The organism is Lentzea sp. NPDC036955, assembly GCF_055608005.1.
This window is the reverse complement of sequence record NZ_JBVJRC010000014.1, coordinates 18,355-36,111: the sequence shown is the minus strand read 5'-3', so window position 1 is coordinate 36,111 and position 17,757 is coordinate 18,355. Positions and strand designations below refer to the sequence as shown.

Genomic DNA, 17,757 nt, shown 5'->3' with positions numbered 1-17,757 from the left:
GCCGTCCGCGAGAACGCCTCCCGGCTCCCCGCCCGGCACGTCGGGCACCGAGAGGTCGGCGACGACGTCACCGACCTCGACGGGGTCGCCGACGACCCGGCCGCGGGCGTCGCGCAGGGTCAGCTCGATCCACACCGGCACCGACACGTCCCGCGTCGGGAACGCCACGGCCACCTGCCGGCCGCCGCTCGCCGTCGCACTGGCACCCACCGCGACCGAGTTGCTGGCGTCGGTGGAGGCCCCGACGGTGCCGACCGCGGTGAACCCCGGGGTGGCGGGGATGAGGACCAGCGCCAGCGCGGAGTTGGCCTGGGCCGCGCTCGACGCCGCCGAGAGCGTCGCGCTGCCGGTGGGACCGTCGAGCCCGACCGACCGCGACGCCGTTCCGCTCTCCGTCGCGCCGTCCCAGAGGTAGCGCGTCCTGGCGTGCAGCTCGTAGTGCTTGCCGCCGATCTCGACGTCCTCCGACCGCCCGTCGCCGAGGAACCCGCCGACACCGGTCTTCAACGCCGTCACGAAGTGCTCGACACCCTTGCGCTCGCCTTCGGGCAGCAGCGCGTCGATCGCGGCGTCCACCGCCGCGCCGCCCGCGATCTCACCGCGCTGGGTGACGAGCCCCGAGGACCGGTCGCCGGGGAGGTCGAGGCCTCCGGCGGTTGAGGACTCCTCCGCGGAGGGTGCGCCGTCCTCGACCGCAGCACCGTCCACTTCGGACCTCACCAGGGTGACGAGCGGGATGTCCTCGACCGCGGGATCCGGCAGGAGAGAGGCCGCGTCCTCCCGCGTGCCGCTCAGGTCCGGCTCTGCCTCGCGACCGTGCACCGCGTCGGCCACCACGTCGCCGGTGAAGGGCTTCGGTGGCATCGGCACGAAGGACGTCGCGGGCAGGGCCTCGTCGTTCACGGAGCCCCCGGCAACGCGCAACGCGGCCTCCAGGCGGTCCGTGCCGGTGCCCGAAGGCTCGTTCGCGAGGGTGAACTCGACCCACTCGACGGGACCGTTCTCCCCCACCGCCACCAGGTCACCGGCCGAGTCGAACCGCACGTCCCCCGTGGTGGCGAGCACCGGCGCGCCGATCCGGTTCGCCAGGTGCTGCGCGAGCTCGGTGCCTCCTGAGGTCAGCAGGACGACGCGACCGGCGGGCGTCCCACCCTGCCAGTCGACGCTCTGCCGCTCACCGATCCCGCGTTCCTCGGCAGCGGCCGCGAAGTCCGCGACCGACCGGGTCTGACCGTTCCACAGCCGCACGTGCCGGCCGTCCGGTGTCAGGCTCACGGACAGCAGCAGGTCGTCGCGTCGGCGGGGCAACCGGTCCAGCAGGGCGAGCACCTGGCGCAGCTCGGTTTCGGGTGCGGGGAAGACGATCGCGTCCTTCCTGCCGACCTCCTGCGAACGCAGCGTGGCGTCGACCTCGGGGCTGAAGTGCCAGGGGCCGCTCATCGCCGCGCGCTTGACCAGCTCCTGCTGCGCCACCGGGCTCAACGGCAGGAGCTCCGCGAAGGACAGCAGGCGGTCCAACCAGAACTCGCGGTTCTCCACCCGGCCGCCCGGCGCGAGCAGGAGCGGTTCGCGCATCATCGCGGCGATCCGGTCGTGCGTGCTCGCGTCCGTCGCCGCCCGGTACATCGCAGCGCTGATCTCCGACTGGACCTGCCACGTCGCCGGGTCGAGGCTGCCCGTCCAGAACCGGAACTCGACGCGGCGCAGCGCCTCGTCGGGCTCCCCGAGGTGTTCGAAGTTGACGGCCTCGTTCCTGTTCGCGTTCAGCGACCACACGACGAGCTGGTCGTGGGTTTCCGCGCGCGCACCGTCCGCGTACTCGTCGACGGAGTGCGGTGGCACCGGGTTCGGCCCCAGCAGGTCGATCCTGCGGTCCTGGCCGTCCGCCTCGACGCGGTTCCCCAGCCAGAACAGGACCTCCTCGTTGGCCTTGGCCAGCTGGGCAAGGCGCACCGCCTGCTCCGCGGTGAGACCGCCGGGGAGGCTGACGTTGACGTGGCCGCCCATCGCGCTCGCGTCGGGCGTGTCACCGTCCGCGTCGGTCTGCCGCCGCACGGTGCTGAGCACGGTGCGAAGGCCCTCCCACGCTTCCCTGCCACCGTGCAACACCGGTGACACGAGCTCGGCACCGTCATCGTCCGAGTGCTCCGCCACCAACCGGTAAAGCCCATCGGACGCGGAAGGGGCCTCGTCGTAGAAGCGGACGCCGTCGTCCCACCTCAGGAAGCCCTGCTCCTCCAGGCGGCGACCGATCTTCTCCGGCACACCGGTCTCGAACTCGACCTCCAGCCCGAACCTGGCCTCCGGAGACGCGGTCAGGCCGCCCGGGATGCCGGCGGGGTGGAAGCCGAGCGGGTTGCCGCCCCGCTCGACGACGGCTCGCGCGCGGTCGTAGATGCCGGTGATGTGCCGCAGCCGCACGGCTCGGGCACGGGTGAGCAGGGCGTCGAGGGCGTCCAGCCGGTCCTGCAACGCTTCGGCCGCCGTCGGGGGGAACGTCTCCGCCGGCCGGTCCACGACCTGCCGCCAGTGCGCGGCCCGGTCACGCAGCTCGGTGCCGAACGCGCCGGGCAACGCGGTCAGGTGCCGGTCCAGCTGAGCGAGTCCGTCGGAGATCGACCGGAGCAGCTCGGGCACCGACCTGTCCCCGGGCAGCGGAACGTCCGCGGTCCGCACGACCTCGTCCGGGTCCACCAGCGGCGAGGTCCGGTCGGGCCGCACGGGGTTCCAGCCCTCGACGGGCCCGAGCTGGCTGACCATCGTCCGCTCGATCATCCAGGCGTGCCGCGGCTTGAGCACCGGCAGTCCATCGTGGACAGCCGGTCCCATCGGGCCGTCGTCTGCCACGACGCGGCTGCGCGAGTCGTCGGCGAGGAACACCCGGCGCGGGTCGACGTGCTCGTCCACCAGCCCGACGAAGTGCAGGACCTCGTGGGCGAGCGCCTCGCGGTCGTCGGAACGCCACCGCGTCTGGCGGCTGGCGTCGTCGTCACCACGGGGCCGGATGTCGACGTCGGAGTGCGCGAGCTCGTGCGGCCCCGCGAACTCGACCCGCACGTGCAGCTGGTCGCCGCCGGGAAGCCGGTACCCCGCGTTCGCGATGGTGTCGAGGCCGCGCTGGACGTCGGCCTCCACCTCCAGCCGGAGGTCCGGGGCGATGTCGCCGACCGGCCGCAACCGGACGGTGAGCTCGCGGACGTGCCGGTCCCCCACCTCGATCCGGCGCACGTCGTACCGCACGCGCTGGACGTACCCCGCCGGTCCGCTGCGGGAGAGCCAGCCGCGGGCCGGGTCGAACAGCTCCGTGTCGACGGTGCGGACCCCGGCACCCGCACGCAGGTGCTCCCAGTCCGACGGCCGCAGTGGCGCGTCCTGGGGGTCGAACCACGGCGCCTGCTCGGCACGGGAATGCCGCCAGCGCTCGTCCTCGACCACCGGACGCGGGCGGGCGGGTTCGACCTGATGCGCGAGGTCGACCGGTGACGCGGTCTGTTCCGATCGCGTCGCCACCTCGTGGTGGGACGGGTTCTCGTCCACCGCCGGACCGCGCCGGACGGGCTGCGCCTGAGCACCGGAGCCGAGTCCGACCGGCTGCGGGGACTGCACGGTCGCCGAACCACGGCGAGCGAGCGGCGCGAACGCCTCGTTCATGTCGTGGATCGCCTGCGGGAAGCCGGGTCTCGCCTCCACGGCTGCCAGCTGCCGCGCGCCGAGGATTTCAGGTGGGAGTGTCACGATGACGCGGGCGGGCGGCTCCGAGCCGGGTGTCGCGACGTCGACGGTCACGCTGACCCCGATGACCCAGGGGTCCACGCCCAAGCCGAGCCGGTCGAGCTGCGCGCTCTCCGCGGCCACCGCCGCGCGGAACATCCGCTCGATGCCCTCGGCACGCGCTTCCGCCAGCGCGCGGTCCACGCCGTCGAGAGGCATCTCGTGCACGATGATCTCCACCGCGGGGAGACCGGCCTGCTTGAGAGCCCGCCACGCTGCCGCGCGCGTCACCAGGCGCGCCGTCTCCCGGACGTCCGCGGCCTGCAGGTACGACAGGTAGGTCTGGCCGGGGTCGAACTGCACGGTGGTGTCGTCGATCCGGTACGCCACGAGATCGGACAGCGGTACCTCGGGGATCGGCGCCAGCGGGTCGGCCGCGGTGAAGCTCCCCTCGTTCTTGACTGCCCTGACCGCGTTGTTCGTGTGCACGCTGACGACGTTCGTGGCGGCGAAGACCTGGGACCCGTGGTTCCGGTCCAACTCCCGCTGGAACAGCTCCGCGGCGGTGGGGGTCGTGGGCGAGATCGAGGAGTTGAGCCAGCACTGCACCAACGCGACCGGCGTGTCGGAATCCGGAGCCGCCGCGGCGAAGAGCGTCGTCCCCGCCACCACCGCAGCGCTGTCGACACCGTTCAACGTCTGCGTGTCGCCGAAGACGAAAGGACGATCGGTCTGAAGACCGAACATGAGCCCACGAGGGGCACCGTGCCCGTCGACGAGCCACGGGACACGACTGGAGCCCGCCCACGGTGCGACGTAGGCCTTCATCACGGCGGTGCCGCCCGGTCCGGTCATGACCTCGCGGAGGTAGTACTGCAGCTCCACCTCGTCGCTGTGCCGCGCGGCGGCGGACATGTGGTGGTCATCGACCAGGGTGAGCGGGAAGTACTGGCCGTGCTCGCCCAGCCGGTCGCTCACCAGGGGACGGGTGATCACGTCGGCGGAGGACGCCTTCGACGGCGGAGAGGAGAGGAACTCCCCGCTCTGCAGGGAGATCGTCCCGTCCTGGTGCAACGTGGCGACACCGCTGGGCGAGTACGTCCACCTGGAGTACCCACCGGCCGCGAAGACGCTGGAGAACGCGTCGAAGTCACCGGCCACGCCGTTCAGCGCGAGCAGCACGACACCTCGGCCGTTCTGCTCGCCGGTGTCGGTGGTCAGCGCGGCGCGCAGCTCGTCGTCCGCGCGCATGACCTTGGCCAGAGCCGCGGGGGTCAGGTCCACAGCTGCCTGGTCACGGCGCACCGCCTGGACCCCGCGCCTGCCGGAGCTCGCGATCAGGAAGACCGGGAGCCGGTCCAGCCACGGTGACTGCTCGCTGCCCTGGGCCACGCGGAACGACTGCACGGTGTCCGCGGTGACGTTCTCCGCCCACTGGCTCGCCCGTTCGAACTCGGTCTCGTCTCCGGGAGCCCTGAGGTAGACGGCCACGGCGACCTCGTCGCGGTTGCGCAGCACCACCGACTGGAGATCACCGGCGCGCAGGGGGGACACGAGGGGGAACTCGGTGGCGGGGTCGTGGGTGACCGAGTCGTCCCTGATTTCGACCGCACCGTCGGGGGCGTAGACGTCGGTGAAGAAACCCGCCTCGTGCAACGCTCCGGCGAAGTCGAACCCCAGCTGGCCGAAGTTCGCCTCGGTGCCGGCGAAGTTCGCGAGCAGCACCACGGGACGGCTCGGATCGGCCTCCAGCGCGGCCCGGGAACCGCTGTCGGACAGCCACAACCGGCCCAGGTCCCCGCCTCCGAGCTCCAGCACCGCTCCGGCCTTGGACCGCACGCGCACGAACGTGCCGTCGGGAGAGTCCACCACGACGACCAGGGGCGAGCCGGGTGCCCACGGACCCGTCGGCCCTTCCGTGCGGCCCGTCCGCAGGGCGTCCGCGAAGTCCTGGATCGTCGCGGCTTCCAGGCCCGCCACGGGGAACCCGGTCACCGGGCCGCCTGCGACACTCACCACGTCGCTGGCGGTCGGCGTCCCGCTCTCCTCGACCCGTGCGTCATGGGGGATCACCAGCGCGCCCTCGTCGGAGAACTTGAGCCTGCCCCCGAAGTCGTGGCCCTGCACGGGTCCGGTGAGGTCGCGGAGGGTGGCCAGCAGCTTCGCGTTCGCTCCGCTCACCGAGCCGGTCGGCAGTGACTCGTCATGGGTGAACAGCAGCAACTGCGGGCGCACCGGACCGGCCGTCGCCTGGCGGAACAACGCCGATCCCGCCAGCATGTGCGCCGCCACCTCGGCGTCCACGGGCAGGGTGGAACCGTCCACCAGGGGCAGGGTGTACCCGTTCTGGCCGTGTTCGCCCACCAGCGTCACCGGGCGGGTCCGGGCGCCCGTCGTCGCGGGAGCCCACTTCCCGGCGCGGTAGTGGTGCACCACGTGACCGTCCGCGTCCTTGAGCTCCTCGGCCACCAGTCGCTGGGACTGGTCGGTGGACAGGGCCATCGACCGCAGCACGTCCCCGTCGAGGACGCCGGGGGTGGCGAACCCGATGCCCACCAGGCCGCCGTCGTTCCTCCTGAACGAAACCCAGCCGACATCACTCGGCCGGACCTGGGAGACGGGCTCGTAGTAGCCGTCGTTGATCACCACGGTGCTGTTGGACGGGCCGAGCCCGAGCGGATCGGTGGCCGCGCTCACGAGGTGGCGCGATCCGGCGTGCCACAACGCTTCCGCGAACTCCTGCGCCGCGCGCCGGGACGCCTCGGGACGGTCGGGGTCGGCACCGACGAGCCGGATCGGCGTGGCGGGGGTGACCCAGCGCCGGTAGGCGGGCGAGTTCCGGACGCGGAACGCGAGGGTCGCCGGCGTGACCGGCACGCCCCGGACGAGGAACCGGTCCCCCACGAGCGTCGCGTAGACGTAGAACGACTTGCGCGCTCGCGGGTTGACCGGCTGCCGCGCGTGCAGGAACACCCAGGGCGGCTCGTCCGGCAAGCCGGAGCCGAAGCTCAGGCCTCCCGCCGCGGCCGTGGTCGGTGCGTGCTCGTGGCCCTGGGGCCAGTCCGGCAGGTCCACGACGACGCTCACCGCGGTCGACGGAACCGCCAGCTGCAGCACGTCCGGCGCCGGCTGGGAGGGGTCCACCGCCTGGCCGTCCCGCAGCAGGGCCGCGACGACGGTCGTCTGCTCGGGCCTGCCGGAGATCAGGACGACCGGCATCGCCGAGCCGGAGTCCTGCTGGAGCGTCACGGCGGTGGCGAGCCTGGACCTGAGCACCGCCAGGTCCGCCTGTTCGGCGGGGTCGGAGAGCTGGTTCGACACCGGGTCGACGTGGAAGAGGCTCGCCTGCGCCAGCTGCTCTTTGACGACGTCGCGCAGTGCGGGCGTGACCGGTGGCTGCACCAGTTCGAACCCGGCCGGGATGGAGCCCGCGTCGCTCGCGGTGTCCGAACCGGAGTCGTCGCTCTCCGCGCCGGGGACCGGCGTGGCGGGCCGGGGCAGGAGGGCGACCGGCGGTGCGGTGTCACCTCCACGCGTCGTGCGGACACCGTCCGAACGGTCCACCGTCCTCGACGGACCGTCGAACGCCGCGCGCGAGACCGCGACGGTGGCCCGCCCGCTGCCGGAGTTGCTCATCGCGGGGAAGGCCGCGCCGATCGCGGTACCCCGCCGGTCGCGGAACAGCTCCCGGATGCTCTCATGGTTCCCGGTGCTGACGACGTCCGAGTCGGCTCGTGCCTCCAGCGCCACCTCGATCCTGACCTCGTGCGGCCCGACGCCGTGGTCGCCCTGCGGCCCCCTGGTCGTGATCCGGACGTGGTCGACGTCCACGGGCATACCGCGGTCGGCCATGTCCTGCGCCTCGTCGGCCAGCGCCGCGCGGAACCGGCGCTCGACCTCGACCACCCGCGCGGACGAGAGCAGCCCACCGGTCTGCGGGTGCGCCGGACCGCGGCTCGTCCCGCCGCCCACGATGGTCACCGCCGGCATCGCCGTGACCCAGTGCTCCTGCGCAAGCCTCAGCTGCCGCCACGCGGCGGCCCGCACCACGGCACGAGCAGTCGTCTCGATCTCGGCGTCCGAACCGGCGAGGACGTCCGTTCCGGCCGGGTCGAACGCGGCGGTGACCGCGGGAACGTCGTTGGCCGCCAGTTCCCGCAGTTCGACGGGCGGGCGTGCGCGGCCGCCGGGAGGGACGACCTCCACGATGTCGCCGCCGTCCTCGACCACGTAGTTGTCGCCCTTGCCGGGCAAGAGTTCCCGGGTGGCCGCGAACATCCTCGGGACCGCCCGCTGCGGCGCGACCGACCGCCACGCCCGCAGGATCGCGCTGGCCATGCTCTCGCCGCTGTCACCGGGTTCGACACCACCCACGAAGCACATCTCGAGCATCAGGGCCGGGGTGGTGTTCGGATGCGCCTGTGCGAACAGGTGGTGGCCGCTGAGAACGGCAGCCGCCGCTCGCGGGTCCAGCGGGACCGCGTCACCCAGCAGGTAGGGCCGATTTCCCGGCAGCGCCGCGTACACGGCCGACCGGTTCCCGTGCGCCCCGGCGTACCAGGTCTCAAGCCCGAAGAAGGGACTGAGCTTCGGCACCAGGGTGTTCGCTCCGGTGCCGGACGAGTCCTGGAGCACGCGGCTGGAGAAGTAGAAGTCGCGGTAGCCGGCGCTTGCTCTGCCCGCGTCGTTCACGTCGTCGACCAGATCGAAGTCTGCTGACGGGAAGATCACACCGTGAAGACCGTGGAGGTCGTTCTTCTTGGGGTAGGAGACGAGGCTGGAGATCTCGACGGGTGGCGTGGCCGCACTGTCGAACCGGGGCACCTCCACGACGACTGAACCGTCGGACGAGAACCCCATCCGTCCACCGGACCAGTGGATCCTGCGCGAGTAGCCGCCTCCGGCGAGGCCCGTCGCCAACTCGTCCGGCCCCACCACGGGACCGTCGATCGCGGCGAACACGACCGACGGTTCCACCAGGCCCGTACCGTCGGCCTCCGTCGGTCCGCTGCCGAGGAGGAACCGCAGCCTCAGGTCGTTCCGCAGCACCGTCATCATGACCTGCGGGGTGACGTCGAGATCGCGCAGTCCTCGCAAGGAGGCGCGATAGCCGACCGGACCGGTCCGCACGAGGACGAACCCCGGCGTGCTGTCCTCGTTCGACCAGCTCGCCGTGACCGGAGTGCCGTCCGGAAGCCTCGGGAACCACAGCGAGTCGTCCTCCGCTGCGGCGGCCCACGCCTGGACCTGGGCGAAGAAGTCGTCGTCGCCCAGGGTGCGCACGACCAGGGCCCTGGGGTCGCCCTCCCGGTCCAGCACCAGCGTCACGTCGAGGTCACCGGCTCGCAGCCCCGACACGTCGGTGTAGCCGGTTCCCGGATCAGCGATCGTCGTGAGGTCGCCGCCGCCCCGCAACGCGTACACCGTCGGGAACAAGCCGGACTCGTGCAGCCGTGTGACGAGGTCGAAGGCGAAGGTGCCGAAGTCCTGCTCACCGGACAGGTGCGGTTTGACGATCACCACGGGACGGGTGGGATCGGCCGTCAGCGCCGAGAAGAAGCCCTGGTCGGACAACAGGGCCGTTCCGCCCCAGGCACCATCCACGTCGACCTGCGCGCCGTCGCCGAGAGTCGCGCGGGCGGCACCCGCGGCATCACCGGGGGCGGCGACGAAGAACGGCCGTGCGGCGCCCCACGGCCCAGGAACCACGAAACGGCCGCTTTCCACGGCGTCGGAGAACGCTTGCAACGTGTCACGTGACCACGGGCCCGTCTGCTCCGCGCCGGGAAGACCGAACACCGAACCGGAGCGGAACACCGACGTCGCGTCGACCGGCAGCGGGTGGTGGCCGAAGAGAACGCCGGTCGCCACTATCGTGACGCCGTCCGTCCTCATCCCGATCTCGCCGGCGGCGGTGTGGGTTTCGAACGTCTTCCCGGTGGCTCTGGAGAGTTCGGCAGCCAGTTCAGCGGTGAGGCCGAGCGCCTGTTGCGGGTCCCCCCAGACGTTCCGGTTCAGCAGCACCAGGGCCGGTTGCTCGGGTCCCGTGACCGCGGTGAGGAACTCCGGCCTGTTCACCAGGAACTCGGCGGTCTCCCGCGGGGTCGACAGCAGCATCCTGCCGTCTTGACCGACCGCGAGGTCGAAGTGCCCTGGTTCCGGGGTCGACGACAGTGCCACCACCAGGGGGCGCACCCGCCCCGGTTCGGTGAGCACCGCCCACGGAAGCGGCAGTTCACGTCCCTCCGCCCTGGGCCGGCCCGGAGGAACCACCGCCGAGACCCGTTCCGCGTGCACTGTCGGGACGGTTCCCGGTAGAGGGGTGAACCAGCGTGCTCTGGAGACGTCGAACCCGATCAGAGCGCCGGTCGAGTTCGTGATGGGACCGGAGACGACGTTTTCGGAGGTGGTCAGGTATTCCCGGTCGAACAGCAGGTCGGCCGGCTCCAACAGGGTGCGGAGATCGTCCGGTTGGTCTTGATCGACCCTGGTCCACACCGGTCGGTTCGGCGCGTCCGCCAGAACCACCTCGGCGAACCGGTGGACGAAGTCCTCGGCGGCACGCACCTCGCCAGCCGGATCTTTGGTCAACGCGTCGGGCGAGCTGAACAGGAGGATGACGCGAAGGGGCAGCTCCCGGTCGAGCGACCGGAAGGTGTCCGAGTCGCGCACCACCCGGCCGGCGGTGTCCGCGTCGAGCAGGTGGTCACCGGCGACAGCGTGACCGTCCTCGAACTCCAGCAGGACGAACGCCGATGAGGTCGCCGTCCAGTCGCCCTCCCCGAGCCACTCGTGCACCCGCTGCGGCCACCCGTCCGATTCCGACTCGTCGGACACCAGGGCGATCGCTTCGCGTGCGTTTTTCGTCGGTGGGTAGGTGACAACGGCGTACGGGGATGTCGAGGGGCTTCCGGCGGTACCGGCCGGACCGGCGGGAGAAGCGCCGCCGGGCAGTCCCTCGCGCTCGCGCTCGACCACCTGGGTCCCGGTCTCGACGGCCAGGTGCGCCGCCAGGTCCTCCGGCCTGTCCCCGTCGCCGACCAGACCGCGGAGCTCCTGGTACCTGCGGTAGGCCACCAGCGTGACGATGGCGTCGTGGTCGAGGTTGTCCTGCGTGGGGACCTCGATGAACAGCGGGGGCCTGCGCACGTGCCGGTCGACGATCCGGCGCGCCTCCTGCCGCAGCGCGTCCACCTCGCGTTGCGGCGCCTTGCCCCAGCGGCGGTCCACCTCTCCCACCTGGTCCAGGCGCGAGAGCAGGTCCGGGGCCGCGGTGCGGGGAGCCTCCTGCTCCTCGACCTCCGGTGCCGGATCGGGGGCGACCTCTTCGTCAACGACCTCTTCGTCAACGACCTCTTCGTCAGAGACCTCCTCCTCGGCGATCTCCTCGTCGGCTTCCCGGCGTTGCTCGGCGGCGATCTCGCGGTCGTGCTCGGCCTTGGCGGCCCACCACTCCTGCTTCGCCTTCTCCTCCTCGCGCACGGCCGCGCGTTCCGCCTCGACGGTGGCGGCGTGGGCGGCGGTGACCGCACCGGACTGCGCGATGACGCGGGCGAGTCGCGTTTCCTGGTCCACGAGCCTGCGCAGAGCCGCGTCGGCGGCCGCCCACTCACCGCGCCGCCGCTTCACCTCCTCGCGGTGGTGCTCCCTGGACTCGGCGGGTGCGTTCTTCCACTCCTCGCGCGCCCGCGTGAACTCGTCGCGACGCTCACGTGCCAGCTCCCGCTGGGCCTGGACGAGGGGCCGGATGTCCTGCCGGTCCACGATCGCGGTGGAGCGCCGCTGGTCGGCGGCCTCCAGCGGCCGGGCGGCGACCTCCACCCGGTCGGACGCGGCGATCCGGGCCCGCTCGGCCTTCAGCCAGGCCTCGGCCTTCTCCGCGAGCACCGTCGTGGAGTCCACCAGCTGGTCGGGCAGCTCCCTGCCCGTCAGTTGCGTGGCGTTCGTGTCGTACATTCGCACGGCGAACGCGTCGTGCACGCGGCGGTCCTTGTAGGCGACCGCTTCCGTCTCGCCGTGCTGCGTGCGGGGACGGGCGACGACACGGGTGTCCACGCTGGCGACCAGTGCCCGGGTGAGCTTCTCGTCCGTCCTGGTCTCGGAGCTCATCGGCTCGGCGCTCCTGGACTCGTCCGTCCGGGAGAGCTCGCTCTCCTCCAGCTCGGGACCGAGCGCGGTGTGCGTGGTCCTCGTCGTGGAGGCGCCCTTCGCGTCGAACGGGCTGCGGAACGGCTTCGTCCCGGACTCGGTGCCCTTGCCGGAGCCGGTCGAGGTCGCCTGGCCCAGCGCGCCGAACGGGGCCGTGTTGAGCAGCTCCGCCTCGTTGCCGCTGGTGAAGCCGACCTCGGTCTCCTCGGACCGCACCCGCTGGGCGTCGATCCGCACACCCGCGCTCGTGCTGGCGAACCTCGGCGTGCGCGACGGCCGGAAGTGGATCTCCACGTCGTGGTCGAGGCCGTCGTGCAGGGAGAGCACGAACCGGCCGTCCAGCGCGGCCTGGAACGCGGCGCGCACGCTCGTGGGGGTGATCGCGGTCCGGAGCACGCGCAGGACCTTCGGAGTGATGTCGACGCCCGCGGCGCGCAGCACGTCCACCGCGTCGCGGCGCAGGACGTCGATGTCGCCGAAGTAGTGCTCCGCCCAGTGGGCGCCGAGGTCCTTCATCGGCGGAACGGGCGTGCCGTCGGGCAGCGTCGTCCGCCACGCCACCATGTCCTCGTCGCTCAGCGGGCCGGTGCGGACACCGCTGTCCGCCTCGGCCGAGCCGAACCGGCCTCCCCGCACCGGCGGGGGGAACGCCTCCTCCGCGAGCTTGGTGACCTCGGCCTCCTCGGTCACCTCGACCGAGCCGTAGTCACGTCCGTGGCGCTGGACCCGCAGCGTGACGTCCAGGCGTCCGGTGTGGACGGCGACCGGGCCCTCGACGGTGGCCGACTGGCTGTACTTGGTCCGTTCCTCCGTGGACTTCTTCAGCTCCCTGCGGCCGAAGATCCCTTCGAGACCGGGCCCCGCGCCCGCCTGTCCCTCGGTCCGCTTGGGCTTGGCGTTCTCGTCCTGCCCACTGCTCGGGTCGGTCGTGCCGGGGTTGCGCACGACGACGGCCGCGCGGGACGACGCGATGGCGGTGAACAGGGTCCGCACCCGGCTCGTGACGCCCTTCGCGCCGAGCTCCGCGCTCACCCCGGCCTTGAGCTTCGCGACGTTCCGCACCGCGCCCTGGGAGGGTTCCTCGGTGAACGACGCGTCGATCACGAGCTCGTAGGTCTCGCCGTGGAAGCGGTCCTCCAGCCTGTTCGGGGCCACCTGCCCGCCGTTGATCAGGCTGTTGACCATGCGGTTGGCGTCCGACAGGAAGTTCTTGACGCTCGCGATGTTGACGTTGTTCGGGTCGAGGGTGGAGTCCGGCAGCAGCCTGCGGGCCTTGTCCGCGCCGATGGCGGGGTGGCGTGCCAGCTCGTCGCGCAGGGCGTCGACGTGCTGCTGGAGGTCGATCGGCCGGCTGATGCCGCCGAGGCCGACCGACTGGCCCTCGGTCCGTCCTGGGCTCAGCCCCGGCGGCACGGCGAGCGTTCCGTCGGGGCGGGGCGCGGCAGGAGGGGTGCCGGTCGCGAGCTCCGCGAGCTGGTCCGCCGTCACCCAGGCGAGCACGGACTCCGGCAGGTGGACCACCTCACCGGCCCTGGTGAGCGGCTTCGGGGCGGTCAGGCCGAAGGTGAGGTTGTTCTTGTGGACGGCCTCCGCGACGACGGTCGCGTCGACGTCCAGGCGGACCAGGAACATCTTCTGCGGCAACTCGCTGATCGAGAGCTTCTCCGCGGTCTCGACGTAGCCGGAGTCCGACCGGCTGTCGCTGCCGCTGTACGGCGATCCGAGGAGGACCAGGATGCCGCGGGGCATCGCGTGCGTGCCCTGCTCGCCGGCCGTCAGGCTCCTGTCGGTCAGCACCGGAACCCCGACGACGTAACCGCCGAAGCTGTCCGTGGGGCCGCTGACACCGGTGACCTTCGACGTGCCCTGGACCTCGCGCACGACCTGCTGGTACTCGTGCGCGGTCACGGGTGTCGCCGACAGGCGCGGGGCGAAGGTGACGCCCCAGCTGCCGAACAGGTCGTGCACCCGGCGGCCGTGCAGCTTCTTGGCGGAGTCGATCACCAAGGTGTCGCTGAACAGGCGCAGGTCCTGCGTCAGCTTCTCGGAGGCGAGCTCCTCGCTGACCGTCTGCGCGATGACGCCGGTGCGGCTGCGCACCACGGGGTCGTGACCGGAGGCGGCGCTCATCACCTCCAGCGCGGCCTGCTGGAGCTTCTCCGCGCCGTGGAACGACACGATCTCGACGTCGTCGAAGCGGTGCGACATCGGCGGGCGCAACGCGTGCGGTGCGGGCGGGTCTGGCAGCGTGCGCGTGGGCGTGGGCACGACCGGCGCGGCGGGCTCGGCGTCGAACGGGTTCCCCGGTGCCAGCAAGACTTCGGGGACCAGCGTGCGCATCTCGACCGAGATCTCGCCGGGCACGCGGGGCATCTCCGCGTGCGTGGGCAGCTGACGACCGCTGCGGCCGGGGATGATCCTGCGCACGGCCTCGGCGTGGCGGCGCTCCGAGTCGACCCTGAAGTCGATCGTCAGCGTGGACTTGAACTGGCGGACCGCCCGGTCGCCGATCTTGCCTTCCTCGGTGAGCGAGTCGCCCTTGCGCCGTTCGACCCTGCGCTTCGCCTTCGAGCCGAAGGTCGTCTCCTTCGACCAGTTCCGCGCTCCGCGCACGCCGAACAGCAGGACGCCGAACGCGGTGGTCGAGGGCCCCGAGCCGGGAAGGAGGCCCATGAACCGCAGCTGGGGTCCGCCGCCGACCTCGGCCGACCTGGAACCACCGCTCTCGATGCCGTCGGTGGCCTTGCCGACGTAGACCTCTTCGAGCTCGTCGGCGGTGAGCGGGTCACCCTCCTCGATGTCGCTGACGCGTGCCGTCACGGTCACCGTCGTGCGGTAGTCGTGGAACCAGCCCTTGCGCCGCACCGGGATCAGCAGCCCGCCGTCGCTCAGGCGCCGGGTGAGGCGGGCGATCTCGTTCTCGTCCAGCGCTTCCGCGAGCGATCGGCCCCGCTGGATCGCCTCGACCGCCTTCGCGGTGAGCCGCCCGTCCTCGACGTCGCCGTCGGTGAACTGCCGGACGAACATCGAACTGCTGACGTACCACCGCCTTTGCAGCGGGACGTCGTGCAGCAGCGGCACCAGCGCCTGTTCGAGCAGCCGGCCGCTGTCGACCTCCTCCACCACACCGAGGATCGCCTTGCCCCGCTCGAACTCCGGCGGCCCCTGCACGGTCCGGTCGGCACCACCGCGGAACCCGCCGTCCTCCGGGTCGGGCCCGGCGAGCCCGACCCGTGCCGCGTTGCGCCGCGAGGTCCAGTGCAGTGCGGTGACGTTGCCGTCCAGCTTCCAGGGCCGCTGCCCCTCCTTGCCGACCTGGCGGACCTCGATGTCGTAGACCATCTCGTAGCGGACGGCGTCGCCCGTGATCTTCAGCGCCTGCTTGCCCGCGGTCGAGCCGGAGACCTTCCCCGACGCGTTCCGCTCGACGCTCGCGCTGCCCGTGAGGCCACCCGCCGCCATGACACCGGGGATCGGCTCGCCGCCACCACCGATGAAGCCGGACAACGCGAACTTCCGCTTCACGGCGTACTTGCCGGAGTGCTCGAAGTGCGCGTGCGTCCGCTCGGTGATCTTGACCTTGTCCCTGACCTGGTCGACGCGCACCCACCGCGCGACGGCGCGCATCTCCAACTGCGTGCTGCGCGGACGCCACTCGAACCCGCGCCCACGCCCCTTGAAGATCGGCGGTGAGGCGACCCACCCCTTCTCCGGGTCGGCTTCGCCGTCGTAGACGGCCATCTTCGGCAGGTTCTCCGCGATCGTGCTCTCGCTGAAGAACTCCTCCACGACCTCGCGGCCGTCCGAACCGAGCGCGGTCGCCTTCGCGAAACGCGGCTGCAGGCGGGACAGGACCTGCTCGGCGAAGGTGGCCGTGCCGGGGTTGTTGACCACGGCCGACTCGGTGGCGACGCCGCGCGGCAGGCCGGTCAGCTCCGGCAGGCGGGTGGTCTCGTCCCCCTGCTTCTCCTGCCACACCGGGTCGTCGGCCACGAGCCGCTCGCGGTCCGCCCTGGTGACCGGGGCGATGTCCGCTCCGACGACGTCGCCGATCCGCGGCCCGATCTCCTCGTGGAGCACCGCGCGGCCCGCGTCGTCCTTCGTCGGGAGGTCGGTCGGCACCGTGAGGGTCACCCGGCCGCTGACCTCGACCTCCTGCTCCCCCTCCGGTGACATGACCCTGCGGCCGTCCTCGTCGAAGAGCCGGAACGACAGGGTGACCGGGACGTCGGCCTTCACCGCCGGGGTGTGCTCGACCTTCGTCGACCTGCCCAGCTCCTTCTTCTGCTCGCTGCTCACCTGCTCGACGGGCGCGGCGGGGATCGTGGGCATGACCTGGACCACGACGCCGGGCAGACCGGTGAACTGCAGGGGCGGCGAGAGGTTGTTCTGCCGCGTGCCGTCCTCCTCGACCGAGGACGACGTCTTGGTCTTCGACGAGGCGACCTGCTTGTTCTCGGCCTCGCCGAGGACCACCACGCGGTCCCAGTGCGCCGTGGCCTTGACCTCCAGGCTGTGGAACCGGTCGTCACCCTTGACGGTGGGACGGCTGCCGTGCTCCTGGAACGCGCCGGCGACCGCGTGCTCAAGCCCCTCGGACAGCTCGGCGGCACCGTCCCACTTCTGCACGCCGGGTGCGAGGCGCCTCAGCGCCTGCTCGACCTCGACGCGCGTTCCGTCGTCCCCGCGGAGCACGTCGATCTGCTCGGCGGCACCGAGCCCGCGGCTGTCCCGGAGGTACTGCGGGAGGCTGTCGCGCAGCCGTTGTTCCGCCGACTCGGGTGTCTGCTCCTCCGGTGTTGTGCCGCTTTCCTGTTCCTCGTCGGGTTTCTTGACGGGTTCCTTGTCCGGCAGGGCGAACCGCACCCGGCGCCCGCCGGCCCCCTTCTCCTCCGTGCCCCGGTACAGCCGCGGCTCCACCGCGCCCGTGGGCAGATCGGCCGTGACCCGTCCGCGGGGGACGTCGGCGAGCAGTTCGACCGGCCCGATCACCCGCGACAGCACGGACAGGTACCGCGAGGGCACCTCGACCTTCGTGACCGCCCGCGGCACCCCGTCCGGCCCGGTCCGCTGGTGGCGCCCCATCAGCGTGCCCTCGACCGTCGGCCGGTTCGCGCCACCGGTCTCGTCCACGAGCCCGAACATGTGCCCGACCTCGTGCGCGGAGGCCAACGGCCCCTGCCCCGGCGTCCAGTGCGTCTGGTCCACGTCGTGCTCGGGGTCCAGGTGCACAACGTGGTGCACCACAGGCGAGCTCCCGTCGTGCGGAACAACCCGGAACCGCAGCAGGTCCCCGTTGTCCGTGCGCAGGTCCGGCCCGTTGAGGTACTGGTCCACCCCGTCCTGGGCGTCCCGCAACACCTCCCGCCGCACGTCCTCGCCGAAGCGGCCTTCGGGGTCGATGTCGACGACGACGGTCAGCTCCGTCGTCCACACACCGTCCTGCACCGCCCTGCGCACCTCGAACGCCGACCGTTGCACCTCCGGTTGGCCGGGCAGGCCGCGGAGGGTTCCCCGCTGGTGGGCGGGGGCTTGTTCCAGTGCGTCACGGCGGTACTGCTGTGCGGGGGTGGCTGGGGTGGGCTGCGCTTCCAGGTCTGGCTCCGACTCCACGTCGGAGTCGTCGGTCAGCGTGTCGTCGAAGACGGATTCGGTGTCGGTTTCGCGGTCGGAGTCGTGGTCGGTTTCGCGACTGGTCGCGCGGTCGGTCTCGCGGTCGGAGTCGCGATCGGTCGCGCGGTCGGAGTCGCGGTCGGTCGCGCGGTCGGAGACCGTGTCCACCTCGGCCGCGTGCGGCGTCGGGGTGTGGGAGACCTCCGGGTTCTGGATCTCCGTTGTCCCGCGGTCCACTCCGAGCTCGCTCGGCGCCTCGACCACCGGGACCACGTCCGGCCTCAC

The 17,757-nt window shown here is 72.0% G+C and carries 1 protein-coding gene (only partly in view); it reads right to left on the bottom strand.

Going from position 1 to position 17,757, the window contains the following annotated elements:
- A protein-coding gene (locus ACZ7CF_RS37465) for a hypothetical protein (RefSeq protein WP_470372033.1) crosses the window boundary here: on the bottom strand, positions 1 to 17,757 show its 5' portion. Its footprint begins 16,842 nt before the window's first position; the window shows 17,757 of its 34,599 coding nt (coding positions 1-17,757); it begins with the start codon at positions 17,755 to 17,757; its stop codon lies beyond the left edge, outside the window.